The sequence below is a fragment of the Bradyrhizobium sp. UFLA05-89 genome (genome assembly GCF_059803475.1).
The window spans coordinates 59,380-82,971 of sequence record NZ_JBANBA010000021.1; the positions used below are offsets into that span (position 1 = coordinate 59,380).

Below are 23,592 nucleotides of genomic sequence, written 5' to 3' on the forward strand. Positions count from 1 at the left end.
CTTCCTGGCGCTCGAGAGCGCCGTTTTTCGTTGCAATCCCTGTGCCGGGATTACAAGAAAATTGAGACAGGTTTCCTGTCCTAACCATCACCTTGCCAAAATTTTGTCTAGCACACAAGCACGCAAAAGTCCCGATTCCCAAGGTGTCAATCACGCGCTTTCCCGCATCGGGTCCGCCCCGGATTTGAGGCAAACGCGCCGCGATCCGGCCCTGAGTCGGTCGGAATCCCGGGGGAAGCTTCGGATCAGCCCTTCGAAAGGCGCGCCATGGCCCACAGCCGAAAGAGCGCATGCCGTCCGGGGGGCCCGACAGGAGCGTATCGACCATGAAGTTGTTCACAGGATGGGTGGCTGCCGCCGCATGTGTGCTGGCGGTATCTGCTGCCGACGCGCAGGGGCTGGCGAATGGAGGGCTGCGCGGGCCCACCACGGCGGTCTCGGATTTCGACGGCCCCTATGGTCCGCCGGAGGCACCGCCGCCGCGTCCCTATGGATACGGCTACGAGTATGAGCGCGCGCCTGCGCCTGCGCTGCTGCCGGCAACCGAGGTCTATGCCGTGCTGCGCGAAAACGGCTTTTCGCCGCTCGGCATCCCGCGTCTGCGTGGGGTCGTCTACACCATCGCGGTGGTCGACCGCCGCGGCGACGACGGCCGGCTCGTGATCGACGCCCGTGACGGGCGGATTTTGCGCTTCGTGCCGGCCTTCGGTCCTGGCTTCGGCATGGGGCCGGCCTATGAGGAAGGTGCGGTAATCCCTTACGGCCCACATGGCGCTCTGCCGCCGCCGACCGTGATCCGCAGCGCCGCGCCGAGGCCGCCGGCTCCGATCCCGCATGTCGCAAGCCGCACCGTCCCGATTCCAAAGTCGGCCCCGTCGCGCGGCGAGGCGCCCGTGGCCGCCGCCAGGCCGGCAGCATCCGAGGCCGCGCCACAGCAGGCTCGGGCCGAAGCCTCGCAGCAGGCTGCAGCCGCGCAGGCCAAGCCCAGCGAGGCCGCGCCGCAAGCAAGCGCGCCGACCGTCGGCCAGACCAAGCCCGCCCCGACCATCCTGCCGACGCAGGGCATGCCGGCCGCGCAGGGGCTCGAATAACGGCGTGAGGCGCGTTGGTAGCGACGGCGCGCATCCCACCAACGGTGTCGTCCTGGCGAAAGCCAGAACCCATACCGCGAGGTCTATCGATTGCGCGCGCCGGACGACGAGTATTCGCCGAACTCCCCCTGGGGAAACCGCGACGAGCGCAAGCGCTCGCGCGGGGGGGTTGGCGTTCGCCACGACGACTGCAGGAGAGGCGGTGCGAAACAAAAACGCTCCGGTTGTCCGGAGCATTTTTCGCGTTGAAGTCAGGCAGCCTCAACTCGGTCCATAGCCTGCCGCCTGCAGGATCAGCTTCGCCACGTCCTTCGGATGCGACACCAGTGACAAGTGGCCCGCATCGAGTTCGACCGTCGTTGCGTTCATCCGCTTGGCGAGGAAGCGCTCGAGGTCGGGATTGATGGTGTCGTCGTTGTTCGACACCGCATACCAGCTCGGCTTCGCATGCCAGGCCGCCTCCGTCGTGCGGCCGGCGAAGATCGAGGCCGCGGTCGGCCACTGCACGGCGTAGAGCTCCTTGGCCTTCTCCGGCGCGACGCCGTTGGCGAAATACTTCAAGAATGCGTCCTCTGAGAGCTTCGTGAAGCCGTCGCGCTCGACGATGCCGGCGCGCACCGGGCCGGTCGGGAATTGCTTTGACAGCGCCACGAAATCCTCGTTCGCATCTGGCGCTCGCGCGGCGATGTAGACGAGACCGGTAACCTTCGGATCGGTGCCGACCTGGCTGATGACGGTGCCGCCCCAGGAATGCGCAACCAGCACGGTCGGGCCGTCCTGTTCGGCCAGCGCGCGCTTGGTGGCCTCGACGGATTCGGAGAGCGACGTAAGCGGGTTTTGCACGGCCGTGACATGCAATCCTGCCGCCTGCAGGATCGGGATGACCTCGGACCAGCTCGAACCATCAGCCCAGGCGCCATGCACCAGCACGACATTCTTCGCCTTCACCGGGGCCGTCGATTGCGCGTGGGCAAGGGTGATGGGCGCGGCCAGCAGGCTCGCTGCGACGAACAGGGTGCGCCAGACTTTCATGTCCATTCTCCGTCTGTCTTGGTCCGATGCCGGGAAGGACGGATCGCGCTGCAGCCTCGTTACGTCTCTTCACCGCTCTGTGATGCAGTGCAGAAAAGACAAACAAAAACGCCCCGGGGCACCGGGGCGTTTTCGCAACTTGAAAGTCGAATGTGATGAACGCCTCAGGCGGCGGCCTTCTCGCCCTCGATCACCTGCGTGGCCTGCGCATTGGTGTTGATGGCGATCTGGCGCGGCTTCTTGGCCTCGGGGATTTCGCGCACGAGGTCGACATGGAGCAGGCCGTTCTCGAGCGAGGCGTTCTTCACCTGCACGAAATCGGCAAGCTGGAATGCGCGCTCGAAGGCGCGTGCGGCAATGCCGCGATAGAGCACTTCGGACTTGCTGTTCTCATTGGCGACTTTCTCGCCCTTGATCGTCAGCGTGTTTTCCTTCGCGACGATGGAAAGTTCGTCCTTGGAGAAGCCGGAGACCGCAACGGTGATGCGGTAGGCGTTCTCGCCGGTGCGCTCGATGTTGTAGGGGGGATAGCCGGGGCTGCCGTCCGAGGTCGTCTGGTCGAGCAGGTTGAAGAGACGGTCGAAACCGACGGTGGAACGGTAAAAGGGAGTAAGGTCGTAGGTACGCATGGTTAGTCCTCCATTGAGCGACTGATCTGGTAACCCGCCCGCCAATCGGGCCGGGCTTTAGTCTGTGTGCAGCCTGATGCTCGGGTTCCCGAAGCACTGGTAGCGGCCTGCACGAAAATGATATGGGTGGGATGAAACAGCGTTCAAGAGGGCGATAGCAACGCCTTTTCGGCGCTGCCGTCCCTTGAATTTCAGCATTTCCTGTCCATGACGCTGGTCTCGATTCCCGCCAATCCCGTTCCCGAAAACGTCGTCAGCGGCACCCTCAAGACGCCCGACGGTGCCGAGCTGCGCTTTGCGCGCTGGGCGCCGCCGGCAGGCCGCAAGGGCACGGTCTGCGTCTTCACGGGCCGCAGCGAATCCATCGAGAAATACTTTGAGACGGTGCGCGACCTGCGGGACCGCGGCTTTGCGGTGGCGATGATCGATTGGCGCGGGCAGGGTCATTCCGCGCGCCGGCTGCGCGATCCGCGCAAGGGCCACGTGCGCGCTTTTTCCGACTACGAGATCGACGTCGAGACGTTCGTGCAGCAGGTCGTGCTGCCGGATTGCCCGCCGCCTTTCTTCGCGCTCGCCCATTCCATGGGCGGCGCGGTGATGTTGCGGATCGCGCATGCCGGCAAACGCTGGTTCGATCGCATGGTGCTGTCGGCGCCGATGATCGATTTGCCGGGCCGCTCCACGTCATTTCCGGCGCGCGCGCTGCTCATGACGTCGCGGCTGTTGGGCCAGGGTGGCCGCTACGTTCCCGGCGGAAGCGATCGTCTCACCGGCATGGATCCCTTCATCAACAATCCGCTGACCAGCGATCCCGTGCGCTATGCGCGCAATGTCGCCATCCTCGAGGAGGATCCGACGCTCGGCCTCGCCTCGCCGACGGTCGCGTGGGCCGACACCGCGTTCCGCGCCATGCACACCTTCAAGGGCATGTCCTATCCGTCCGAAATCCGCCAGCCGATCCTGATGCTGGCGGCCTCCAACGACACCATCGTCTCGACCGCTGCAATCGAGGAGTTCGCGTATCACTTGCGTGCCGGCTCACACCTCGTGATCGCCGGCGCCAAGCACGAGATCCTCCAGGAGCAGGACCGCTACCGCGCCCAGTTCTGGGCAGCTTTTGATGCCTTTGTGCCCGGCACGCCGTTGTTTGGGTGACCAGCGGGCACTTCTGACATTATTGTGTCATCCCTCGAGACGCCCCTTCCGGCGGGCTCCTCAAGGTAAGGGCGGAACGCCTGTGAGAGAGCGAACTACAGCGTCTTCAGATATTCGATCAAATCGAAGCGCTCTTCGTCGTTCTTGAATATACGGCCGATCACGCCGGGGCGCTTCGGTTCGCCTTCCTTGAGCTCGAAGGAATGGCCGAGCACGCTGTTGCCCTGGATAGGATCCTTCTCCGACCCCGCCGAGAATTGCGTTTCGCCCGTCTCGCAGCGCTCGTCGGCGGTGACCGCAAAACCGACGGTCACGGGATCATAGTCGCGGCGGCCCATGCAGAACTTCGTCGGGCGCTCGCCTTGCGGCTTCAGCAGCCAATACAGCGAAGGCACCGAACCGTTATGCAGATAAGGCGCCGTCGCCCAGATGCCGTTGAGCGGCCGCGCGCGATAGCGTGGCCCGGGCGCCGGATTGAGACAATTCTTGCGCGCGAGATTCCACAATTTCGCCCGCTCGGCTTCCGGGGTCTTGTCGTCGTCCATCCACTTGCGGGCGACGAGGTCGACCACCGTCATGAGGCCGAGCGCATACACCATCTCGGTCGGCGAGCTCGCGGTCGGGATGTCGCATTGCCACCACGTCTTGAGGTCGGCCGTATTGACCTTCAGGAAGCCGGGCACATCGACAATCCTGTTGGTGAGCACGAGGGACTGTTCGGGATCCGTCTTGATTTCGTCGAGGGGAATCGTCACCGCGTTCAGCACCTTGCTGTCGCCGCTTGCCTCCCAATGCCCCGAGGACCAGAAGGCCGGGGTGTCGGCGGCTGGCAGGTGGCATCCGGAGCACATCTCGGCGTAGATCTTGCGGCCATTGTCGATCTTCTTCTGATCGAGCCGCCATGCATCGCCGAGAATCTGCGAGGGCCATTTCGGTGCCAGAAGGCCTCCGAATCTCGGGCCGCCAGAGGGATCGGATGGCTTGAATGGATCGGGGCCCCTGAGCAGGTCCTCGATCCAGCCGAGGGTCTTGATGTGAGCCGAGGACCGCCAAAGCGTGTCCTCCGGATAGGCATCGGATAGATTGAGCAGCGCCGTCACGCCGAGGGCTTCGCCGGCATTGCGGATCAGCGGCTGCTCGATCGAGGCGTCGTATTGGGCGAATTTGAACCACGGTACGGTCCAGATCGCGGGATAGCTGACGGGCGCGTCCTGGGCGTGCAGATTCTTCTCGAAGCCGCTGACCCCGCTCAACGCGAGATCCTGCGAGAAAACCTGGTTGCCGATGCGATTGAGCGCGTCGAGACGGCCGAACCCTTCCTCGGTGTCCTGCTGCTTCTTCTTGTCCCAGGTCAGCTTGTGCTCGATCGTGTCGTTGTACTTGTTCTGCCAATCGATCAGAAACTTGCCGATTGCGCTGAGCTTCTGCTTGAGCGCGTCGCGCTCCGCCTTGCTGGCTTCGGGCCCGAGCACGCGATCGGCAAAGCGCTGGAAGCGGAACGGGACGTACAGGGTGTAGGCGATCGACAGGCCGGTGGAGAGCTCGAGCTTCTTCAAATCGGTCATGGCCGGGCCGCCATCGAAGCGCACGTCCACGCCTTTGTAGTGGATCTGGCCTGTATGGCAGGCCGCGCAGGTCAGCCCGATCTTGTCCTCTTCGCGACGGCCCGTCGCAGGATCGACGACACCGGTCATCCGTGCAAAGCCGACCGGCAGGCCGTCGACGTTCTCCGCCGGCGTCCATCTGGTCGACCAGTCCGCCACCTGCGTCGTCTCATACACATTGGCGTAACCGAAGCGGCGCAGCGTTGTCACGTCGGTCTGGATCGACTGCGGACTGGGGATGAAGCCGAAGCGCTCGAGATAGGCGCTGTCCTTCATCATGCCCGGCCGCGAGAACAGATGGAGTCGCGGCTGCTCGAGTGCCATGAACCAGGTATAAGGCACCGGAAACGTCGCGGTGCCCTGGCTGGCGTGGTGGAACCAGTGCCGGTCCTTCAGCGACCAGTTTTGCTCGAGCCAATAGGCTGCCGTCGTCTCCGGGAGCGTGGGCAAGGGCGGCGGCAGAAGCTGCGCGAGTACTCCCTTCTGCGGCAGCATGGCGCGGACCTGGTTGGGGAATTCGGCGACCGCGACGAAGCCGGCGAGGCCGAGCGCAGCGATGAGCGCTCCGAGCGCGAACGCCCAGCGAAACCTGAGCTGGCAGGCCGACAGCAGCGGCTGCGTCAGGATGCGCTGGTTGATCCGGTTCGGAAATTTGCGCTCGTTGAACAGCGTGCGCACGTCGTCCACGCTGAGATAGCGGTCCTCGCCCTTGCCCTTACCCATGATCTTCAGGAGGATGGGCCATTCGAACTTCATCAACAGGGGGTAGTACCAGCGTGCGGCGCTGCCGGCGCGCTTGAGGTTGTCGCGCATGAAGGTTTTGATTTCCGACGCGTTGAGACCTCGCTCGGTATTGCCGCCGTCGGGATCGGTGTAGGTACGGCCGAAGCTCTCAAGCCGTGTGATCTCATCCTCGTTGACCTTGCCGTCGACGCTGAGGATGCGCGAGCCGGCGCCGAGCTTGTCCAGCGGGCTACCACGCAGCGCGTCGAGCTGCGCGCCCGACCAGATGCTCTTCAGGATGTGGCGGAAGCCGTTGGCCATGAGTGCCACCCCGCGGACCTGGATGCGGGCCGAGACCTTCTTCAGCCCCGTTTCGCCGCTCGCATTCGCAACGGTCTGCGACAGCGGGATGAGCGGCACAGTCCCGCCGTCGACGAAGCCTTCGCCGACGAGGCCGCGCAGGAACGGACAGGGATTGTTCGGCGAGACCTGGATCGAGGGGTCGAAGGGGGGCTTCGAAGCGGAGTCATCCATGGCCCAAATCCTGAAAACAACGAATCGTGAAAAGCAACGCGCCGATAGAGCGCGCAAAGTCCTAACAAACCGACAGCACGCTATACTACTTCAGCGTGTGACGAAGTGTGTCTGAATTCACTGTCGTGTCAACAAGAGCAGGCGGGAGGTCGAAGAACTGCAGAGGGAGGGTGGCCTGCCCTTCAGGAATCTGCGGCGCGTTTGACGTCGCTCTGGACGAGGCTGAGCTTGACGAGCGGGACGCCCGCTTTCAGGAGCCCTTCGCGGTAATGGGCGAGGTCCGGAGCCTGCTTCCAGTGAAAATTCCTCAGATGCCGTTCGACTGTCAGGCTCGGGTAGTTGCTCATCAGCACCTCGGCAGCCTCAGTGGCTTCCTCGGTCCGTCCGAGCTGCGCCAGTGCCGCGGCTCGGATCGCGAGCGCCTGCATGTGGTTCGGATTGATGTAGAGCTGCTCCCGGGCCCACGACAACGTCGCGTCATATTGGCCCAGCATGTAATGGCTGAATGCGTTCAGCGCCGCCCATTGATAGCGCGGATCGCTGTTGCCGCGCTGCGCCGCCATCGAGAACAGCTCGATCGCCTGGCGATGCTCGCCGATGACGAAGTGGCAGATGCCGAGCACGCCGCGTGCACCCATGTCGTAGGGATTGAGCGTGACCGCGCGCTTGGCAGCGTCCATCGCAGCCTCATAATGCCCGTCCTGTGCATGGACCCAGGACAGGATCGAGAATGCGAAGGAGGAGCGCGGGTCGAGCCGGACGCTGGTCTCAGCCAGATACATCGCCGCGACCCACATCTCGCGCGAGCCCTTGACCCAGCCGAACTGGATGCTCTGGAGCTGGATCGTCGCGAGATAGGCGTGCGCGATCGACAGCTTGGGATCGAGCGAGATCGCCTCCTTGAACAGCGCGATGGCCGTGTCGAAGTCCTCCTTGGTCTGCCGGTAGTAATGTGACAGCCCCTTCAGGAAGCGGTCCCAGGCGGTCACGTCGTTGGTCTGGCGCGCCGGGGCGGAGGCTTCCGCGCGGAAGATCTCGGTCGCGATCGCAGCCGACAGGCTGGTCGTGATCTCGTCCTGCATGGCGAAGAGGTCGCCGATGTCGCGGTCGTAGCGGCCGGTCCAGAGCTGCTCGCCGGTCTCCGGCGCGATCAGCTCGGCCGTGACGCGGATCTTGCTGCCGCCGCGCCGCACCGAACCCTGAATCAAGTAGGTCGCGTCGATCTCCCGCGCGATCAGGCGCGTCGAGATGTTCTTGCCTTTGAACGCGAAGGTCGAATTGCGGCTGAGGACGCGATAGAAGGATTGCAGGGCAAGCGCGTGGATCAGATCCTCGGTGAGGCCGTCGGAGAAATATTCGTCGCCGGCGTCGCTCAAATTGGCAAAGGGCAGCACGCCCACGATCGCGGTGCGATATTGCTGCGGCAGTGCGGAGACCTCTTTGGTCTGCATCGCCTGCGCGGACGTCCCGTCCGGCGTCCAGGTGAAGACGCCGACCGGCTCCTTGATGTTCTTGAAGCGGTGCGTGCCGGCATTGGCCAGTGGCACGTTGAGGTGCCGGCCTGCTTCGCCATAGGCCTTGGCCGAGATCGCGAAGCCCCCTGGGCTTGCCACGGATTCGAGGCGGACGGCGATGTTGACGTCGTCGCCAAACACCTCGTCCTCGTCTGCGATCACGTCGCCCATGTGGATCCCGAGCCGGAACTGCATGGCGCGGTCGGCGGGCAGGTGGTCGTTGCGCTCCGCCATCAGCATCTGCATCGCGATCGCGGCCTCAGTGGCGCCGACGATGCTGGGGAATTCGAGCAGGAAGCCGTCGCCGGTGTTCTTCACGACGCGGCCGCCATGATTGAGGATGATGGGATGGATCGCGCTGCGGTGGGCCTTGAAGGCGGCATGGGTGCCGGCCTCGTCGGTGCCCATCATGCGCGAATAGCCAGCGACGTCGGCGCAGACGATGGCGGCCAGGCGTCTTTCCATATCGTCGCGGGCTCCAAGGGATCGGGCACCAGCCACCGGCGTGGCCGTCTTCCGCGAATCCGTGCATTTCCAGAACCTAACCCTTATAGAGCACGCGCAGGCAAGCGGAAGTGTGATCCGCATTGCAATTTCGTCGCAAATCCTACGCAAATCCGGTGGTGGACGCAGCTCGGCGAACCAACTAAGCCAGCCGCTTGGGGTGGCGGTGAGGGACGCGAGACATGCTCGGCATTCACGAACTCTTGCTCTTCGTTCTCTCCGGCGTGCTGCTCAACATCACGCCGGGACCGGATACCGTCTACGTCATCGGGCGCAGCATGCAATTGGGCTGGCGCGCCGGTGCGTTGGCTACGCTCGGCATCAGTTGCGGCTGCTTATTCCACGTCACGGGCGCGGCAATCGGTCTCTCGGCGCTCTTGATGGCTTCGTCCACCGCATTCTCGATTGTAAAGCTGGTTGGTGCGGCCTATCTCGTGCTGACCGGCTTGCAGATGCTGTGGTCGCGGCCGGTGCTCGCGGGGTCCCTGACGCGCGAAGATGGGCGGACGCCGCTCCGGCGGGTTTTCCTCCAGGGCGTCTTCACCAACGCGCTCAATCCCAAGGTCGCGCTGTTCTTCCTGGCCTTCCTGCCGCAATTCGTCGCAGCCGATGCCCCGCAAAAGCCACTCGCCTTCCTGACACTTGGCCTGATCTTCATCTGCACGGGCACGCTGTGGTGCCTGTTCGTGGCGGCGTTCGCAGCGCGAGCGGCGCACCGGCTGCGGCAGTCCGAAGGCGTCATCGCATGGATCAACCGGTCGCTCGGTGGGCTCTTCGTCTATCTCGGCTTCCGCGTCGCGATGCTGGAAGCCCGTTAGAGCATCATCCGAAACCAGCGGCTTTCCCTCGCGACAAACGCGGTACGCGTTTGCGCGGAGATGCTCTACTGAGAATCAGGCAAACTCCTTCGCAAGCGCGCTACCGATGAGGTAGAGGCCGAGCAGGATCATCGCGATCAAGAACCAGCGGCGAAATGTCTCGGCCGGCATCTTCGAGCGCAGCGACTGGCCGATGAACATGCCGGCAAAGGCGCAGGCCATGGCGACGATGCCTGGCACGGCGTTGGCCGACGTCAGCAGCCCGCCCGCGGTGAGGTTGAAGGCGAGCGCGAGCGTTGCCACCGTGAAGAACACGCCGAGCGCCTGCACCAGCTCGTCCTTCTCCATCCCGATCGCCTGCATGAACGGCATCGATGGAATCACCTGCACGCCAGTCGAGGCCGAGATCACGCCGGTGACGACGCCCACCGCTCCGCCGACCCATTTCTCGTTCCTCGGCGCGACACGAAACTGGAACTTGTTCAGCCCGATGATCGCATAGATCACGAGGAGCAGGCCGAGCACCACCGTGCCGTAGCGCGAATAGGGGCCGGTCAGCGCGCCGGCATTGAGCCAGCTTCCGATTACGGTGCCGAGCATCAGCGGCCACAGCCGTCTGAGGATGTCGAGCAAATAAGGGCCGACGAAGGTCTGCCAGATGTTGGTGATGATTGCCGGCACGATGACAATGGCAATTGCCCGGCCGGGCGCCATGGTCACCGCGAGCAGGCCCATCGACACGGTCGGCAGGCCGAGCCCGATCACGCCCTTGACGAATCCAGCGAGCAGGAAGACGGCGGCAATCAGAACGATAAGCGGGTCGATCATGCCGGCAGATTGACCAATCGGCCGGGAAGACACAATCTGGAGGTTACGGAGTTAGCCTTCGTTCAACGCGAAGGCTGAAGGAGATGCCCGTGCGATTCGACCTTGTCGACCTCCAGCTCTTCATCGCGGTGGCGGATCAGCGCAGCATCACCCGCGGCGCCGAGCGCTCGCACCTGGCGCTGGCCTCGGCCAGCGCCAGGATCAAGGGCCTCGAGGACGCGTTCGGCGTCGCACTCTTGAAGCGTGGCCGGCGCGGCGTTGAGTTGACCGCCGCGGGTGAAAGCCTGCTCGATCATGCGCGCCTCGTCATCCACAATGTCGAGGCACTCCAGGGCGATCTCGCCGCCTATGCCAGTGGCGTGCGTGCGAGCGTGCTGTTGCTCGCCAACACATCGGGGCTGTCCGAGCACCTGCCGCGGGCGCTCGCGGCCTTCCTGCGCGAGCATCCCGACATCAATGTCGACGTCGAAGAGCGCGAGAGCGCCGATATCGCGACCGCGATCGCGAGCGGCGCTGCCGATCTCGGCTTCGCGGCCGAGCACGCTTTGCCCGACAGCATCGAGCGATTTCTGTTCAGCGAGGACCGGTTGACCCTGGTGGCCGCCCGGCGCAGCGAGCTCGGTAGTCGCCGTCAGATCGATTTCCAGGAGGTGACGGATCGCGATTTCGTCGGGCTCACGGCCTCGACCGCATTGCAGGTTCATATTTCCCGGCATGCGGCGAAGCTCGGCGCGCGTCTGCGTGTCCGGGCCCGCTTGCGCGATTTCGACGCGATCTGCCAGATGGTTGCCGCCGATGTCGGGGTCGCCGTCGTTCCGGAGACTGCGGCGAAGCGCTGCGCGCGGTCGATGCCGATCGTGCCGATCCGAATCCGCGATGGCTGGGCCAATCGGAGGTTGACGATCTGCGCCCGAAGCTTCAAGGCATTGCCGCGCCCCGCCAAGCAACTGGTGGAGTACTTGCGCGCCGCAGTTCGGAGCGGAGATTAGATGTTGAAGGTGTGGGGACGACGCAGCTCGTTCAATGTGCAGAAGGTGATGTGGCTAATCGGCGAACTCGGTCTCGCCCACGAGCACATCGATGCCGGGGGCTCGTTTGGCGGCCTCGATGCGCCGGAGTTTCTGGCGATGAATCCCCACGGCCGGGTTCCGGTCATCGATGATGGCGGGACTATCGTCTGGGAATCGCATGCGATCCTTCGCTATCTCGCGGCACGCCACGGAGCGGAGCGCTTTTGGTCGGAGGATCACGCTGTGCGGGCGCGCGTCGACGGCTGGATGGACTGGTCGCAGACGGCGCTCCAGCCTGATTTCCTGACCGGCGTATTCTGGGGGTTCTTCCGCACGCCCGAAGATCAGCGCAATTGGCCCGCGATCCGCACGGCCCTTGCCCGCTGCGCGGAGCATTTTGCCAAGCTGGACCGGCTCCTCGAACAGCGGCCGTTCCTGCTCGGTGCGGAGCTATCGCTTGCCGACATCACGGCCGGTACGTCGCTCTACCGCTATTTCGAGCTCGAGATCGAGCGGCCCGCATTGCCGGCGGTCGAGCGCTGGTACCGCACGCTGCGGGGGCGCGAGGCGTTTCGCACCCATGTGATGATCCCGTTCGGCGAATTGCGCGGCCGGCTTGCTTATTAGAGTCACTTCGCCGTCTCGACGCCGGCGTCCTTGATCACCTTGGCCCATTTCGCAGTCTCGTCTGCGATGAACTGTCGAAAATGCTCGGGGCTATCGCCGATCAGCGTCGCGCCTTGCGCGGCGAGCTTCTCCTTCACAGTCGCATCGGTCATCGCTTGCGTCGCGAGGCGGTGCAGCTTGTCGACGATCTCTTTCGGCGTACCCTTCGGCGCCACCATGCCGTACCAGTTCTCGATGCGTAGGGCCGGGAAGCCTGCTTCCGCGGTGGTCGGCACATCGGGCGCGGTCGGCGCGCGGTCGGGCGAGCCGACGGCGATCGGCCGGAGGCTGCCTGCTTTGATCTGCGGCAGCAGCACGGGAAGATCGAGGAAGGTCATTTGCACCTGCTGGCCCAGGAGATCGTTCACCGCGGGCGCAGCTCCGCGATAGGGCACGTGCACGATGTCGATCTTTGCGGTCAGCTTGAACAATTCGCCGGCAAGATGTGGCAGGCTGCCGGGTCCTGAGGACGCGAAGTTGAGCTTGCCCGCTTGAGCCTTCGCGAGCGCGACCAGCTCGCTCATGTCTTTCGCCGGCACGTTGGTTGCGACGACCAGCATCTCCGGCACGGTTGCGATCAGCGTGACCGGCGTCAGATCGGCGAGCGTATCATAGACCACCTTCTCCATGCTCGGGCTGATCGCGAGCGCCCCGGCGCTGGAGATCGCGATCGTATAACCGTCGGGAGCGGCCTTTGCGACCGCATCGGTGCCGAGCACGCCGCCCTGGCCGCCGCGATTGTCGATCAAGACCGGCTGGCCCGCTATCTCGGACATGCGCTGGCCGATCACGCGCGCGATGATGTCGTTGGGGCCGCCGGCCGGGAACGGCACGATCAGCTTGATCGGCTTGGCGGGGAAATCGCCGGCCATCGCCAGCGACGGCAGGAGCAGCAGCAAACCCAGTAGCAATTCAAGGAGAAGCCTGCGTGAGACGGTCATGCAAGCCCTCCGCTCGCTTGTTATTGGTTGAGGAGTTTCAGCGCTTCTTCGTGCACGCGGGGATCACCGGCGGCGATGATGCGGCCGCCGCCTTGAGCCGGCTTGCCTTCCCAGGTCGTGACGATGCCGCCGGCACCGGTGACGATCGGAATCAGCGCAGCAATGTCGTAAGGCTTCAACTCGGTCTCGACCACGAGGTCGACGTGGCCGGCCGCCAGCATGCAATAGGAGTAGCAGTCGCCGCCATAGCGCGACAGCCGCGCGCCCTTCTCGATGCGGCCGAAGATGGCGCGGTCGCGCTCGTTCATCAGAAGCGGGCTCGTGGTGTAGGTCGTCGCTTCGGCAAGCGAGGCGCAGCGGCGGACCTGCAGACGACGCTCGCCGGAGGGGCCTTTATAATTGGCCGAGCCGTTGTCGCCGGAAAACCGCTCGCCGATGAAGGGCTGGTGCATCATGCCGAACACCGGCGCGCCCCGGTACAAGAGCGCGATCAGCGTGCCCCAGATCGGGAAGCCGCCGATGAAGGACTTTGTGCCGTCGATCGGATCCAGCACCCACACATAATCGGCGTCCTCCCGCTCATTGCCGAACTCCTCTCCGACAATGCCGTGCTGGGGGAAGTTAGCCTTGATCAGCCGCCGCATCACCGCCTCCGCGGCGCGGTCGGCCTCGGTGACGGGGTCGAAATCCTTGGTCTTGCTCTTGTCGTCGATGGACAGCGAGGTGCGGAAGAACGGCAAAATGGTTTCGCCGGACGCGGTGGCAAGCCGTCCAATGAAGGCTGAGAAATCGATCACCGTCACAGGGCCTGTCCCTTGAACCCGAAAGCCAAACGAATGCTGGCTATTGCCTAGCTCAAATCGAGACGCTCGGGCAGCGCTCTCTTGAATTGCACCCTGGTATTTTGGATCCAGTCCCCCGGCGCCTCCTGTCGAGCCATCCGCTGACCAAATATCGATCATGAGTTTGAGAGTTTAGTTCCGGGCATGCCTCGTTGGTATGCAAACGATAATCAACCCATTGAAATTCCTTATTAAAGAAACTGAATCCGGGTTTCTGCGGGGGCATTGGAGCTCTGTGTTTTTTGCATGGGAAATGGCTCAAAAGCCCTTGCACTTTGTGCAGCGCAGTCGCATATTGTTGCGGTGCGGTAGCGCCTCGCGTTACCGCTGCCCTCCTTGGGCGTTTCCTCCCTAGACTTGGGCCGCTTGCTCATAACAAGCGGCCCTTTTTTCTTGCCCGCGTGCAGTGTCGATGGTTTTCATTTCGATGCGCGCATCGACGCGAAGCGAAAATCGGATCGCGTGTCGATGCGGCCGCCGTCGCGACCTGCGACAGGTACGAGAAAGACTGCCGCTTATTCGGCCGCGGCCTGGAACGGGCCGAGATCGCCGAACCGGATGGTCGTGGCGAGCACGTCCGACAGTATCGCGAAATCCGCTGCAACCTGGTCGAAGCGCGGGCCGCGCTCGCGCCGCCGCTCGTCCATATAGATCGCGCGGTTGAGCTCGAGCTGCACCGCGTGCAGGCCGCTCGCCGGGTTGCCGTAGTGCTCGGTGATGAAGCCGCCGGCATAGGGCTTGTTGCGCCCGACCGAATAGCCGAGCCCGCTCAGGGTCTCCTCGACCCGGTCGGGAAGCAGCGGCGTGCAGCTCGTGCCGTAGCGGTCGCCGATTACGACGTCGGGCCGGCGCGGCTCATCGCGGGAAACGCCGACCGAGGGCATGGAGTGGCAGTCGACTACCACCACGGTGCCGAACATCTGGTGCACCTTGTTGATCAGCCGCCTCAGCGCGCGGTGATACGGCTTGTAGAGCGTCTCGATTCGCGCCAGCGCGTCGTCGACCGCGATGCGCTCGCGATAGATCTCCTGGCCGTCGCCGACGACGCGCGGGATGGTGCCGAGCCCGCCCGCAACCCGCATCGAGCGGGTATTGGCAAAGCTCGGCAGCCGGCCCGAGAACATCCGCGGGTCGAGCTCATAGGGCTCTCTGTTCACGTCGACATAGGAGCGCGGGAAATTGACGCGCACGACCGGAAAGCCGCGGGCGCTCAAATGCCCGATCAGCTCGTCCATGAAGGAATCTTCCGAGCGGCGGAGCGTCGGCAGGTCGATGCGCGAGGCCGCCAAAAAATCGTCCGGATAGACCGAGCCGGAATGGGGCGAGTTGAAGATGATCGGCGCCCGCCACTCAGTGGGCTCGATAATCTCGAACGGTGGCGACAAGTCGCCGTCAAACCGGGTCATCTTGGTCAGTTTCGTCCCTCTGTATCCGCGACAATCCGGATTGGACTCGAACAGGCCGGCAAAGCGAGGCTCTTATGTGCGGTCATTGTCAGGAATCGCAACCATTCTGCCAAGTGAAAAGTACGGGTGCGGCGTTGGAACGTGTCTTAACCGTGCAGGCATGGCGGATGAGGGGCTCGATTGATTCGTGCCCCATTCCGGTTCACAAAGGGCGCACTGTGTGCGGCCGAGGGGCGCATTTTTCACCCGAAATTTACCCTCTGTCAGGCTTACTGAACTCTAGTAGTGTGTATCCGGGGATTCGACGTTTCCTGCCATGCCAAAAATCCTGCTCGCCGAAGATGACAACGACATGCGCCGCTTCCTGGTCAAGGCGCTGGAAAACGCCGGCTTTCAGGTCTCCTCCCACGACAATGGCATGTCGGCCTATCAGCGGCTGCGGGAAGAGCCGTTCGAGATGCTGCTGACCGACATCGTGATGCCGGAGATGGACGGCATCGAGCTCGCCCGCCGGGCATCGGAACTCGACCCCGACATCAAGATCATGTTCATCACCGGCTTCGCTGCCGTGGCGCTGAACTCGGATTCGGAGGCCCCCAAGAACGCCAAGGTCCTGTCCAAACCGGTCCATTTGCGGGAATTGGTGAGCGAAGTGAACAAGATGCTGGCGGCCTAAATCGGCCGCCTTCCGTCCTTGCGCGCGCTCCCCTGAGCCGTTATAGGGACCCCACCCGACTTTGGACATCTAGGGCACGTAGCTCAGCGGGAGAGCACTACCTTGACATGGTAGGGGTCACAGGTTCGATCCCTGTCGTGCCCACCATCCTTCGCTCGCGAAGCGAGAGAAGGATGCCGCGCCGAAGCCCATCGGGCGGAGGCGGGCTTTTGTCGCGAGCTACGGCTCGGCAAGCCACGATGTTACCTTGGGGTAAGCCAATTCCATCAGTGCGAAGTGTGTCCGGCGCAGCTTGAGCGAAGCGAAAGCGCAGACGGACTGGGGCCGCTGGAACAGGCCGACGGCAACCGGCATTGGTTCACCATGCCGAAAACCTTCAAGACGGGCGATCACGTGAGCTGGAATTCCGAGGCCGGCCGGGTGCGCGGCCACATCCTGCGGGTGCACCGAAAGGATGTGACCTGCAAGGGCTACGTCCATCACGCGAGCCCGGACGATCCGCAATACGAGATCAGGAGCGACAAGACTGATCACGTCGCCCTCCACAAGGGCCGCGCGCTGCGATTGTTGCGCAGCTGATGGCGCGTTCCTGCGCGCAGCCCGGATAGGTTTCGTAGCCCGGATTACGCTGCGCTCCATCTGGGCTACGCTCGCTTCTCCTTCATCTCGGACGCGAGGCCGCCATGAGCGTTTCCGTCATTGAGCAGGCAAAAATCCAGGCCCAGGTCCTGATCCCCCTCGTGAAGGCGCTCCAGCTGGAATTGGGCGAAGCACGAGCGAACGCGCTGGTGCGCAACACGCTCGGCGATCTCTATCGCCGCTACGGCGAGGAGTTCTGGCGGGCGAAGAACGAGCCGGATCTCGGCAAGGCCGTGTCGTCCGCGTTCAGGAGCTACGCCCGCGACGACGCGCTCGAGCTCGAAATCATCGAGCGGTCACACGATGCGTTCGCCTTCGACGTGACGCGATGCGCTTATGCGGAGTTCTACAAGGCGCTTGGCGAGCCCGAGCTCGGCTTCCTCCTCGTGTGCACTGCCGACTTTGCGACCGCGGAAGGGTTCGGCCCCGACATCAGCCTCACGCGCACGCAGACCATCATGCAGGGCGCCGGTCATTGCGACTTCCGTTATCGGCGAATGCGCCGGTAGCGGACTAGTTGGCCGACGTCACCTCGTCCGTCCGGTGCCTGATGGAAATGTTCTGCTCCACGGCCTTTGCGAGTACCGTTCCCGTCGTGCGACCCAGCTCCTTTGCAATCATCGTCACGGGCATTGTGCCTGCGAGCGTCTTAAGTTTCTTGATGTCTTCCTCGTTCCAGGACTTTTTCCAGCTCGGCATCGTCCCCAATCCCGCTCATGACTGCTCCCCCGACTCACCCGTACACATTATGGTAGAAGCCGATAGGGAATGCATCTGATGTGGCTGCCGCGGGGTGTTCGTCCGATGATACGGGGTGTTCCGTCAGTGCGCGACGGTCTGGCACAAACTGCACTTGTCATCTCCACGACGCGCGTCGGCGAACGATCAACGAAGGCGATATGCCTTGCGATGGCGATGCTGGTGCTGATCGCGTCGGGCGCCGAGGCGCGAATCATCGACTGGCAGGCCGAGCTCGAACGCTGCCGCGCGCTGCGCGAGAACATGGCGCCGCTGCTGCTGGCCGGCGAGGGGACGTCGGGCGTTGCGCGTTCAGGCCGAGCCGCCCGCCGCTGCATGTGGATCGAGCACAGGGCGGCGCGCAAGGGGATCACGGGGGTGGATACGCGGTAGCGCCGGCTGCGATGCCTGCTCTGGCGCGATGCCGGTACATCCCGTCATGGACCGATCATCGCCCATGTTCGTCTACGTTCCCCTGTACTAAAGACCGATGGCACAAGGTACACTTGTCGCACGTAGGGGTTGCGTTTTGAAATCAGAGCTCACACCGGCAGGGTTGAGTGATGGCTGAGGAAACACAGGAATTGCCTCCCGAGATCACCGAGTTGTTCGTGGCGGCGGAAAAGCTGCCGTTGGGCAAGAAGCGCGATGAATTGCTTTGGAAGGCGCTGGAATTGGAAGCCAAGTTTAAAATGGAGCGCTGGGTCAATTCATCAGGGTTGCGCCCGCCGCGCAATGTCGGAAGTGGGGACTGATTGACTGCATTGTCCCAGCGCTCCCAAACGCCGCGCTAAGCGCCTCATTCACGTAGACCGGCTGCGTGCAACGCACTGAGTGGGGTAGACCCGTTCAACATCGATAAGATCGTGCGCGCGAGATCAGATGTCCGTTCCACCAACCGGTCGGCGCCGGCCGCTTCAAGTTCGTCCCGGCTGCCATATCCCCAAAGCACGCCAAGACAGCGCATATTGACCGCGCGCGCCCCGACGATGTCATGCCTGCGATCGCCGACCATCAGGCCGTGCGAAGCGACGACATCCTGGTCAGATAGGATATGGGCGAGGAGCTCAGGCTTATGATCCAGCCTGCCGCCGGGCACCGAGCCGTAGATGCCGTCGAAGTACGTTGCCAGTTTCAGATTGTCCAGGATGCGCCGGGCAAAGACTTCACGCTTCGATGTAGCGAGGTAGAGCCGCAATCCGGCTCGCCGCATGTCCTGGAGTGCGCAGCAGATTCCGGGATAAGGCTCGCTTCCGAGCAGGCCGCTTTCGCCGTAATGCTGCCGATAGGCCACCACGGCTTGATCGACCCGGTCGTCGCCGCGCGCCCTTAACAAAGCTTGTAGCATCTCTTCGAGCGGAGGTCCGATGGCGCGCTTGATGTCGAGCGCTGCGCCGGGATCGTGTCCGAGCGCGCGCAGTGTGGCTACGCAGCTTGCGAAAATGCCCGGCTGCGAATCAACCAGCGTTCCGTCGAGATCCAGGAGTACGTAGCGGGCTGGAGTCATACTTCGAAATCCTGCTCTCGGCGCGATGGGCCAGCCTTCAGCTGAGATCGTGGAGATCCTTGCCGAGCGGCGGTGTCAGCTGGAAAGTCGAGAAAGCGACCTTCAATCCGGACCGCTCGGGCGTGCAGGCCATCGGTCCCACCAGGTAGGAGTTCGCCCTGGGAAACGGCGCCAGACGCATCAGTGGCCAAAGCTTGCCATCGGCCGAAACCTGGAGGCGAACGACCCCGTTCTCGACGGTCGCGCGCAGGCGGAAGTCACGGGCATCCTGCTCATAGGGCGCGGTCGCCCAATCGGATCGCCCGTCGGTCAGCACGCTCGCAAGCATGGCGCGGCCGTCTGAAAACTCGATCCCGGCCTTGACCCAATGCTCCGCGTCGATGCGGACCATCATGCCCGCCTGGTCGTAGAGGGCCTGGAAGTCGCCCTGCACACGCAGCTCGGCAGTGAACGCCGCGCCGGTCGGAAAGCCCAGGAAATGCCCGCTGTCGCGGTTGAAGCCGTAGTGGGTTTCCCGCCAGAAATCGGTGGCGTTATCGGTGACGATCTGCAGGCCGTCGCCGTGCGCAGTCCATCGTTCCGGCTCATTGAGCCAGATACCGTCGCTTCTGCGAAAGATTGGATCGCTCATGTTGGACCTCGATTGGCAGCGCTGGCCAGTCTTGCGCGATCCCGATGCCGGCATCGCATGATGTGATCAGTCTGACCATGGGTCAGAATCGGATTCGCATGTAAACGCAGAAGGCCATTCAATCACCGCGCAGGCACTACCGAGCAATGCCTTCAATGGCGCGGCGGGTCAACTTCTGCGCAAGGCGTCAGCGGTGTTTGACGCCAAAGACAGGCCGGATGATTTCATTAATCTCGGCGACGCAATCTCCTGGATAAACTCTCTTAGTGCCTCGGTATCGAACGGCTTACGCAGTATTCTTAGATTTGGGGGAACTGCTTTTGCCGCGTCGCTGTATCCGGTCGTAAGGGCTACAGGTAAGTTCGGATAACGCGACCGAATTTCTCTCGCGAGTCCGACGCCATCGATGGTGCCCGGCATGACGATATCGCTGAAGACGAGATCGATCTTTGTGCCGGCTTCGAGCAGTTCTAATGCCGTTTCGGCCGAATCTCGGTAGATGGTCTCATAGCCCAGATGCTCGAACAGTGAGGATGTCACATCCGCCACATCAGCGCTGTCGTCGACGACGAGAACAGTCGGACGCTGCGAATGACGTGATCTTGCTTTGGCAGCGGAGAGCTCCTTGTCGGCGATTTGCTCGTCTGCACGCGACGGCAAATAGACTGTAATCGTCGTTCCTCGTCCGACCTTGCTGTCTGCCGCCACCGTGCCGCCGGCTTGGTGTGCAAAACCATAAACTTGGGACAAGCCGAGTCCGGTTCCTTTGCCGACCTCCTTGGTTGTGAAAAATGGATCAAACATCTTGGACAGAAGATTGGGCGGAATACCAGTACCCGTATCGCTAAAGGCTATCGCGTAGAAGGTCTCTCCCGGTCGACTGTCGCCAATCTCCTGATCCACGGTCACGCTGTTCAAGGACAATGTGAACGTGCCGCCGTTTGGCATTGCGTCGCGAGCGTTAACGGCGATGTTCACAATCGCAAGTTCCAATTCGGCGAGGTCCACCTTAACCGGCGAAACGCCCTCGCCAATGCTTTCCTTGTACACAATGTTCCCGCGCAATGAGCTCTCAATCATCGTGCGCATGTTCTTTATGGAAGCATTTAGATCAACGACCGTCGGGCTAAGATGCTGATGACGAGAGAAAGTCAACAATTGGCGCGTGAGACTCTCTCCGCGCTTGGCTGCGCTCTGTATCGCTTCGATTGCTTTTGGTAATTTCGGATCAAGCAGGCGAGCAAAGATCTGAGCACTGCCTCCAATGATCATCAATAGATTGTTGAAGTCGTGTGCAATCCCGCCGGTCAGTTTGCCGATTGCCTCCATTTTCTGCGACATCGCGAGCTGTTCGCGCGCCTGAAACAGTTTTTCCTCCGCGTCGCGTCGCTCGGTTGCATCCCGGAGTATGTTGATAAATCCGATCAGATTTCCTGCGTCGTCAACACTTGCTGACACCGAGCCGGTAATGAAGAACGGCGTGCCGTTTTTCCTGATCCGCCAACCCTCAACGTCGTGCTTGCCTTCTTGGAAAGCCGACTCCAATGCGCGGGCTGGCGCGCCGGCGCGGCGTTCATCCGGTCGGTAAAATATCCCAAAATGCTTGCCGATAATTTCTTCCGGGGCGTAGCCGATGATCTTTTGTGCGGTGCTGTTCCAACTTGTGACGTGCCCCTCTCTATCAAGGGCAAAAATGGCGTAGTCGACAACGCCTTCGATAAGAATTTGGAAGTGGCGTCTAACGCTGTCGAGTGCCAAACTTTTCCGCTCAATCTGACGGCTCAGTTGATGCTGAAGGGAAAGCAAATGGGCTTCAGTGTCTTGGCGTTTCGCTATTGCTGCGGCCAAAGCAAGGGGCGGCACTGATACGCTGATCGAAAGCACGAATAGCGCTAATAGCGATCCCTCCGGATCCGTCTTCGGAAACGGATCGTTACCCGCCGAGAAGCCCCACACGGCCATGCCGAGGAAAATGAGCGCAGCGGTCGCCACGCCGCATCGATTGCCGCGCAAACCAGCCCACATCAGGGGCAGCAAAACCAGAAAGCCTAGAAAGCTCCGATACGGCAGCGGCACATTGAGGGCGCTGCTGATGAGGTCGCTACCGACGAGCGGGCTGTAAGCAATGATCCCGATGATGCTCACGAGAGCAGATACCGCGATCGATTCCAACAGATTCCACTTCGAAGAACTACGCAGGCGCTCCATCGCCCAAAGCACGACGACCGGCGCAATTACTAAGGTCCCCACCGCGTCTGCAAGCCACCAGGTTAACCAGGTGACGACGGAATCGGAAGGATTCAATGTGTTGGCGAGAATGAAACCTGCCACGACGATGGCTGAACTCATCACCGTGGTCGGCACAAAGGAAATGATTGTAAATCTTGCGATACCGGAAGAGGAGCTGAACGTCTGGCGACCATTCGACCAGCGGCGAATCAGCCATGTCCCGACAAACGCAGCGAGGAGAGGGCCGATCCCGACGGAGCCAGACTCCAAGAGCGAGCGGCCGGTCATGAGATAAGGAGAAACGGACCCCACCAAAATCGCCGGCCAAATCCGGTAGCCGCGCAGCAGGACCAGTGCGAGCGCAAACCCGGTCGGTGGCCACAACGGTGTGGCGGTGGGGTTTATCGTGGGTAGTAGCAGCGCGGACTCGGCAAGGCCAAGATAAATCGCGGCGACCAGTAATAGCTCGACCAAATAAGATGCAGCACTCCGAGTGCTACCGGCTCTGCCGAACGTTGCCCTTTCCATCACAAGCCTTTTGCGGTGGGCGCCTCAAAGTGCGGTGACGGGACCTGGCCCGCGGTCCAATGTCACCCGAAACAGGGCGGTCGCAGTTCCTCGGCTTCGGCGACCTGCCAAGCACTCAATGCAGTTTTGACCAAAGCATGGCCGCACGATGGTGAGTAGAGGATCGCTTGGCAACTTTCGGAACTCGGGTCCCTGGGGCAGCACCATTGACCTAATAGCGGAGAGGCAGACTAAGCGGACAATCAAACCAAAACGTATTTCTTCACGGCCGCTTCGTCCCACGCGATGCCGTTGCCGGGGTCCTCGCTCGGCAAGGCAAAGCCGTCCTTGATGGTCAGCCGCGTCGCCAGCACGGCGTCGGCCCAGTCGACATATTCCAGCCAGTGCGCCGTCGGCGTGACGCAGAGCAGATGCGCGCTTACCTCCGAGAACAGGTGCGTCGACGTCTCGATGCCGGCGGCATGCGCAAGCGAGGCGGCGCGCAACCAGCCGGTGACGCCGCCGATGCGCTGCACGTCAGGCATCACGAAGTCGCAGGCCTCCGCGGAAAGCGCGGATTGCATCGAAAAGGCACCGTCGAAATTCTCGCCGATCTGGATCGGGGTGCGGAGCGCGTCCGCGACGCGCGCGCAGCCGGCATAGTCGTCATGCCGGATCGGCTCCTCGATCCAGAGCAGGCCCTCGTCGTCGAGCATTTCGCCGCGGCGAATGGCTTCCGCCACGGTGAGTGCCTGGTTGAAGTCGCACATCAGCGTCACCTGGTCGCCAACCGCCTTGCGTACCGCGCGCACGACGTTGAGGTCTTCCCGCGCATCAGGACGGCCGACGCGGATCTTTGCGGCATGAAAGCCTTCGGCGAGCAGTTTTTGCGCCTCGTCCACGGCGGCACCGGCGGGCATGATGCCGAGCCCCTTCGAGTTGTAGGCGCGGACCGGCTTCGGTGCGCCGCCGAGCTGGCGCGCGAGCGGCAGGCCATGTGTGCGGGCGAGCGCGTCCCAAGCCGCCATGTCGATGCCGGATTGCGCCAGGCATTGCAGGCCGGCGAGCCCAAGCAGCGTGAAACGCTGGGTCAGCTTGCGCTCGATCTCGAACGGCAAGAGCTCGTCGCCGGTGATCATCTCGGCCATCTCGCGGACCATCGCGGTCAATGGCCCCAAGGCGGCCGGCGTGATCGAGAACAGATAGGCGTGGCCCCGTACGCCCTGGTCGGTCTCGCAGTCGATCAGCACGAGCGGCGCTTTCGCGACCGCGCCGGTCGAGGTCTGAAGCGGCAGGTTCATTGGCACGATCACGGGGCGCGCGACAAAGCGCTTGATACGGATGGTTTCGGTCATGGGCACTGGCTCC

Annotated in this window: 23 protein-coding genes and 1 tRNA gene; 11 read left to right on the top strand and 13 right to left on the bottom strand. The window is 62.8% G+C overall.

What is annotated here, in order from left to right:
• Positions 1 to 326: 326 nt before the first annotated feature.
• Entirely contained in the window at positions 327 to 1,091 is a 765-nt protein-coding gene (locus SO139_RS14005; RefSeq protein ID WP_449377543.1) for a hypothetical protein, read from the top strand.
• A 261-nt stretch (positions 1,092 to 1,352) separates the two neighbouring features.
• Here SO139_RS14005 and SO139_RS14010 read toward each other — a convergent pair whose 3' ends face one another.
• Positions 1,353 to 2,123, bottom strand: a complete 771-nt coding sequence (locus SO139_RS14010) for an alpha/beta fold hydrolase (RefSeq protein WP_449377542.1) — start codon at positions 2,121 to 2,123, stop codon at positions 1,353 to 1,355.
• Between the two features lie 164 nt (positions 2,124 to 2,287).
• On the bottom strand, positions 2,288 to 2,752 hold the full coding sequence (locus tag SO139_RS14015; protein WP_449377541.1) for an Hsp20 family protein: 465 nt from the start codon (positions 2,750 to 2,752) through the stop codon (positions 2,288 to 2,290).
• 207 nt (positions 2,753 to 2,959) lie between these two features.
• Here SO139_RS14015 and SO139_RS14020 point away from each other — a divergent pair, with 207 nt between their 5' ends.
• Positions 2,960 to 3,907, top strand: coding sequence for an alpha/beta fold hydrolase (locus tag SO139_RS14020; RefSeq protein WP_449377540.1), 948 nt, complete (start codon positions 2,960 to 2,962; stop codon positions 3,905 to 3,907).
• Positions 3,908 to 4,002: 95 nt separating this feature from the next.
• Here SO139_RS14020 and SO139_RS14025 read toward each other — a convergent pair whose 3' ends face one another.
• Together SO139_RS14025 and SO139_RS14030 are read right to left on the bottom strand one after the other, a co-directional pair.
• Complete coding sequence (locus SO139_RS14025) at positions 4,003 to 6,768, bottom strand: di-heme-cytochrome C peroxidase (protein WP_449377539.1); 2,766 nt, start codon at positions 6,766 to 6,768, stop codon at positions 4,003 to 4,005.
• A 182-nt stretch (positions 6,769 to 6,950) separates the two neighbouring features.
• Complete coding sequence (locus tag SO139_RS14030; RefSeq protein WP_449377538.1) at positions 6,951 to 8,747, bottom strand: adenylate/guanylate cyclase domain-containing protein; 1,797 nt, start codon at positions 8,745 to 8,747, stop codon at positions 6,951 to 6,953.
• Positions 8,748 to 8,968: 221 nt separating this feature from the next.
• Here SO139_RS14030 and SO139_RS14035 point away from each other — a divergent pair, with 221 nt between their 5' ends.
• Positions 8,969 to 9,604, top strand: a complete 636-nt coding sequence (locus SO139_RS14035; RefSeq protein WP_449377537.1) for a LysE family translocator — start codon at positions 8,969 to 8,971, stop codon at positions 9,602 to 9,604.
• 75 nt (positions 9,605 to 9,679) lie between these two features.
• On the opposite strand, the gene SO139_RS14040 is transcribed toward SO139_RS14035, so the two are convergent.
• Positions 9,680 to 10,432: a sulfite exporter TauE/SafE family protein gene (locus tag SO139_RS14040; protein ID WP_449377536.1), complete on the bottom strand. Its 753-nt coding sequence runs from the start codon at positions 10,430 to 10,432 to the stop codon at positions 9,680 to 9,682.
• A gap of 89 nt (positions 10,433 to 10,521) precedes the next feature.
• On the opposite strand from SO139_RS14040, the gene SO139_RS14045 reads away from it, so the two are divergent.
• Together SO139_RS14045 and SO139_RS14050 are read left to right on the top strand one after the other, a co-directional pair.
• Entirely contained in the window at positions 10,522 to 11,421 is a 900-nt protein-coding gene (locus tag SO139_RS14045) for a LysR substrate-binding domain-containing protein (protein WP_449377535.1), read from the top strand.
• Complete coding sequence (locus SO139_RS14050) at positions 11,422 to 12,069, top strand: glutathione S-transferase family protein (RefSeq protein WP_449377534.1); 648 nt, start codon at positions 11,422 to 11,424, stop codon at positions 12,067 to 12,069. It begins immediately after the preceding gene.
• A 2-nt stretch (positions 12,070 to 12,071) separates the two neighbouring features.
• Here SO139_RS14050 and SO139_RS14055 read toward each other — a convergent pair whose 3' ends face one another.
• The 3 genes from SO139_RS14055 to SO139_RS14065 all read right to left on the bottom strand — a co-directional run bounded on the left by SO139_RS14055 (position 12,072) and on the right by SO139_RS14065 (position 15,297).
• Positions 12,072 to 13,049 (bottom strand): Bug family tripartite tricarboxylate transporter substrate binding protein, encoded by a 978-nt coding sequence (locus SO139_RS14055; RefSeq protein ID WP_498540170.1) that lies wholly within the window; start codon positions 13,047 to 13,049, stop codon positions 12,072 to 12,074.
• Between the two features lie 20 nt (positions 13,050 to 13,069).
• Positions 13,070 to 13,852 carry a histidinol-phosphatase gene (gene hisN / locus SO139_RS14060; protein ID WP_449377532.1) on the bottom strand — a complete coding sequence of 261 codons (783 nt, stop codon included), beginning with the start codon at positions 13,850 to 13,852 and terminating at the stop codon, positions 13,070 to 13,072.
• A 554-nt stretch (positions 13,853 to 14,406) separates the two neighbouring features.
• On the bottom strand, positions 14,407 to 15,297 hold the full coding sequence (locus SO139_RS14065) for an N-formylglutamate amidohydrolase (protein WP_449377531.1): 891 nt from the start codon (positions 15,295 to 15,297) through the stop codon (positions 14,407 to 14,409).
• A 316-nt stretch (positions 15,298 to 15,613) separates the two neighbouring features.
• On the opposite strand from SO139_RS14065, the gene cpdR reads away from it, so the two are divergent.
• From cpdR to SO139_RS14085, 4 genes are all read left to right on the top strand, one after another.
• A complete protein-coding gene (cpdR, locus tag SO139_RS14070) occupies positions 15,614 to 15,973 on the top strand; it encodes a cell cycle two-component system response regulator CpdR (RefSeq protein WP_254105854.1) in 360 nt (119 codons plus the stop codon).
• Positions 15,974 to 16,045: 72 nt separating this feature from the next.
• A tRNA-Val gene (locus SO139_RS14075) sits at positions 16,046 to 16,120 on the top strand.
• A 216-nt stretch (positions 16,121 to 16,336) separates the two neighbouring features.
• Complete coding sequence (locus tag SO139_RS14080) at positions 16,337 to 16,552, top strand: hypervirulence associated TUDOR domain-containing protein (RefSeq protein ID WP_449377530.1); 216 nt, start codon at positions 16,337 to 16,339, stop codon at positions 16,550 to 16,552.
• A 104-nt stretch (positions 16,553 to 16,656) separates the two neighbouring features.
• Positions 16,657 to 17,121 (top strand): L-2-amino-thiazoline-4-carboxylic acid hydrolase, encoded by a 465-nt coding sequence (locus tag SO139_RS14085; RefSeq protein ID WP_449377529.1) that lies wholly within the window; start codon positions 16,657 to 16,659, stop codon positions 17,119 to 17,121.
• Positions 17,122 to 17,125: 4 nt separating this feature from the next.
• On the opposite strand, the gene SO139_RS14090 is transcribed toward SO139_RS14085, so the two are convergent.
• Positions 17,126 to 17,311, bottom strand: a complete 186-nt coding sequence (locus SO139_RS14090) for an SANT/Myb-like DNA-binding domain-containing protein (RefSeq protein ID WP_449377528.1) — start codon at positions 17,309 to 17,311, stop codon at positions 17,126 to 17,128.
• A gap of 105 nt (positions 17,312 to 17,416) precedes the next feature.
• Between SO139_RS14090 and SO139_RS14095 the strand changes: the two genes are divergently transcribed.
• On the top strand, positions 17,417 to 17,743 hold the full coding sequence (locus SO139_RS14095; RefSeq protein WP_449377527.1) for a hypothetical protein: 327 nt from the start codon (positions 17,417 to 17,419) through the stop codon (positions 17,741 to 17,743).
• 170 nt (positions 17,744 to 17,913) lie between these two features.
• A complete protein-coding gene (locus tag SO139_RS14100; protein WP_449377526.1) occupies positions 17,914 to 18,105 on the top strand; it encodes a hypothetical protein in 192 nt (63 codons plus the stop codon).
• Between the two features lie 44 nt (positions 18,106 to 18,149).
• On the opposite strand, the gene SO139_RS14105 is transcribed toward SO139_RS14100, so the two are convergent.
• The 4 genes from SO139_RS14105 to SO139_RS14120 form a co-directional block, all read right to left on the bottom strand.
• Positions 18,150 to 18,857 (bottom strand): HAD hydrolase-like protein, encoded by a 708-nt coding sequence (locus SO139_RS14105; RefSeq protein WP_449377525.1) that lies wholly within the window; start codon positions 18,855 to 18,857, stop codon positions 18,150 to 18,152.
• Between the two features lie 37 nt (positions 18,858 to 18,894).
• Positions 18,895 to 19,488, bottom strand: coding sequence for a DUF1349 domain-containing protein (locus SO139_RS14110; RefSeq protein ID WP_449377524.1), 594 nt, complete (start codon positions 19,486 to 19,488; stop codon positions 18,895 to 18,897).
• Positions 19,489 to 19,656: 168 nt separating this feature from the next.
• On the bottom strand, positions 19,657 to 22,191 hold the full coding sequence (locus SO139_RS14115) for an MASE1 domain-containing protein (protein ID WP_449377523.1): 2,535 nt from the start codon (positions 22,189 to 22,191) through the stop codon (positions 19,657 to 19,659).
• A 296-nt stretch (positions 22,192 to 22,487) separates the two neighbouring features.
• Positions 22,488 to 23,579: an enolase C-terminal domain-like protein gene (locus tag SO139_RS14120; protein ID WP_449377522.1), complete on the bottom strand. Its 1,092-nt coding sequence runs from the start codon at positions 23,577 to 23,579 to the stop codon at positions 22,488 to 22,490.
• Between the last annotated feature and the right edge of the window lie 13 nt (positions 23,580 to 23,592).

What these genes read in the sequence shown, in the direction of transcription:
- SO139_RS14020 (WP_449377540.1), top strand. Translation starts at nt 2,960, where the DNA reads ATGACGCTGGTCTCGATTCCCGCCAATCCCGTTCCCGAAAACGTCGTC.
- SO139_RS14040 (WP_449377536.1), bottom strand. Translation starts at nt 10,432, where the DNA reads ATGATCGACCCGCTTATCGTTCTGATTGCCGCCGTCTTCCTGCTCGCT.
- SO139_RS14010 (WP_449377542.1), bottom strand. Translation starts at nt 2,123, where the DNA reads ATGAAAGTCTGGCGCACCCTGTTCGTCGCAGCGAGCCTGCTGGCCGCG.
- SO139_RS14080 (WP_449377530.1), top strand. Translation starts at nt 16,337, where the DNA reads ATGCCGAAAACCTTCAAGACGGGCGATCACGTGAGCTGGAATTCCGAG.
- SO139_RS14120 (WP_449377522.1), bottom strand. Translation starts at nt 23,579, where the DNA reads ATGACCGAAACCATCCGTATCAAGCGCTTTGTCGCGCGCCCCGTGATC.
- SO139_RS14015 (WP_449377541.1), bottom strand. Translation starts at nt 2,752, where the DNA reads ATGCGTACCTACGACCTTACTCCCTTTTACCGTTCCACCGTCGGTTTC.
- SO139_RS14105 (WP_449377525.1), bottom strand. Translation starts at nt 18,857, where the DNA reads ATGACTCCAGCCCGCTACGTACTCCTGGATCTCGACGGAACGCTGGTT.
- SO139_RS14030 (WP_449377538.1), bottom strand. Translation starts at nt 8,747, where the DNA reads ATGGAAAGACGCCTGGCCGCCATCGTCTGCGCCGACGTCGCTGGCTAT.
- SO139_RS14085 (WP_449377529.1), top strand. Translation starts at nt 16,657, where the DNA reads ATGAGCGTTTCCGTCATTGAGCAGGCAAAAATCCAGGCCCAGGTCCTG.
- SO139_RS14065 (WP_449377531.1), bottom strand. Translation starts at nt 15,297, where the DNA reads ATGACCCGGTTTGACGGCGACTTGTCGCCACCGTTCGAGATTATCGAG.
- SO139_RS14035 (WP_449377537.1), top strand. Translation starts at nt 8,969, where the DNA reads ATGCTCGGCATTCACGAACTCTTGCTCTTCGTTCTCTCCGGCGTGCTG.
- SO139_RS14050 (WP_449377534.1), top strand. Translation starts at nt 11,422, where the DNA reads ATGTTGAAGGTGTGGGGACGACGCAGCTCGTTCAATGTGCAGAAGGTG.
- SO139_RS14025 (WP_449377539.1), bottom strand. Translation starts at nt 6,768, where the DNA reads ATGGATGACTCCGCTTCGAAGCCCCCCTTCGACCCCTCGATCCAGGTC.
- SO139_RS14090 (WP_449377528.1), bottom strand. Translation starts at nt 17,311, where the DNA reads ATGCCGAGCTGGAAAAAGTCCTGGAACGAGGAAGACATCAAGAAACTT.
- SO139_RS14055 (WP_498540170.1), bottom strand. Translation starts at nt 13,049, where the DNA reads ATGACCGTCTCACGCAGGCTTCTCCTTGAATTGCTACTGGGTTTGCTG.
- SO139_RS14005 (WP_449377543.1), top strand. Translation starts at nt 327, where the DNA reads ATGAAGTTGTTCACAGGATGGGTGGCTGCCGCCGCATGTGTGCTGGCG.
- SO139_RS14100 (WP_449377526.1), top strand. Translation starts at nt 17,914, where the DNA reads ATGGCTGAGGAAACACAGGAATTGCCTCCCGAGATCACCGAGTTGTTC.
- SO139_RS14110 (WP_449377524.1), bottom strand. Translation starts at nt 19,488, where the DNA reads ATGAGCGATCCAATCTTTCGCAGAAGCGACGGTATCTGGCTCAATGAG.
- SO139_RS14095 (WP_449377527.1), top strand. Translation starts at nt 17,417, where the DNA reads ATGATACGGGGTGTTCCGTCAGTGCGCGACGGTCTGGCACAAACTGCA.
- cpdR (WP_254105854.1), top strand. Translation starts at nt 15,614, where the DNA reads ATGCCAAAAATCCTGCTCGCCGAAGATGACAACGACATGCGCCGCTTC.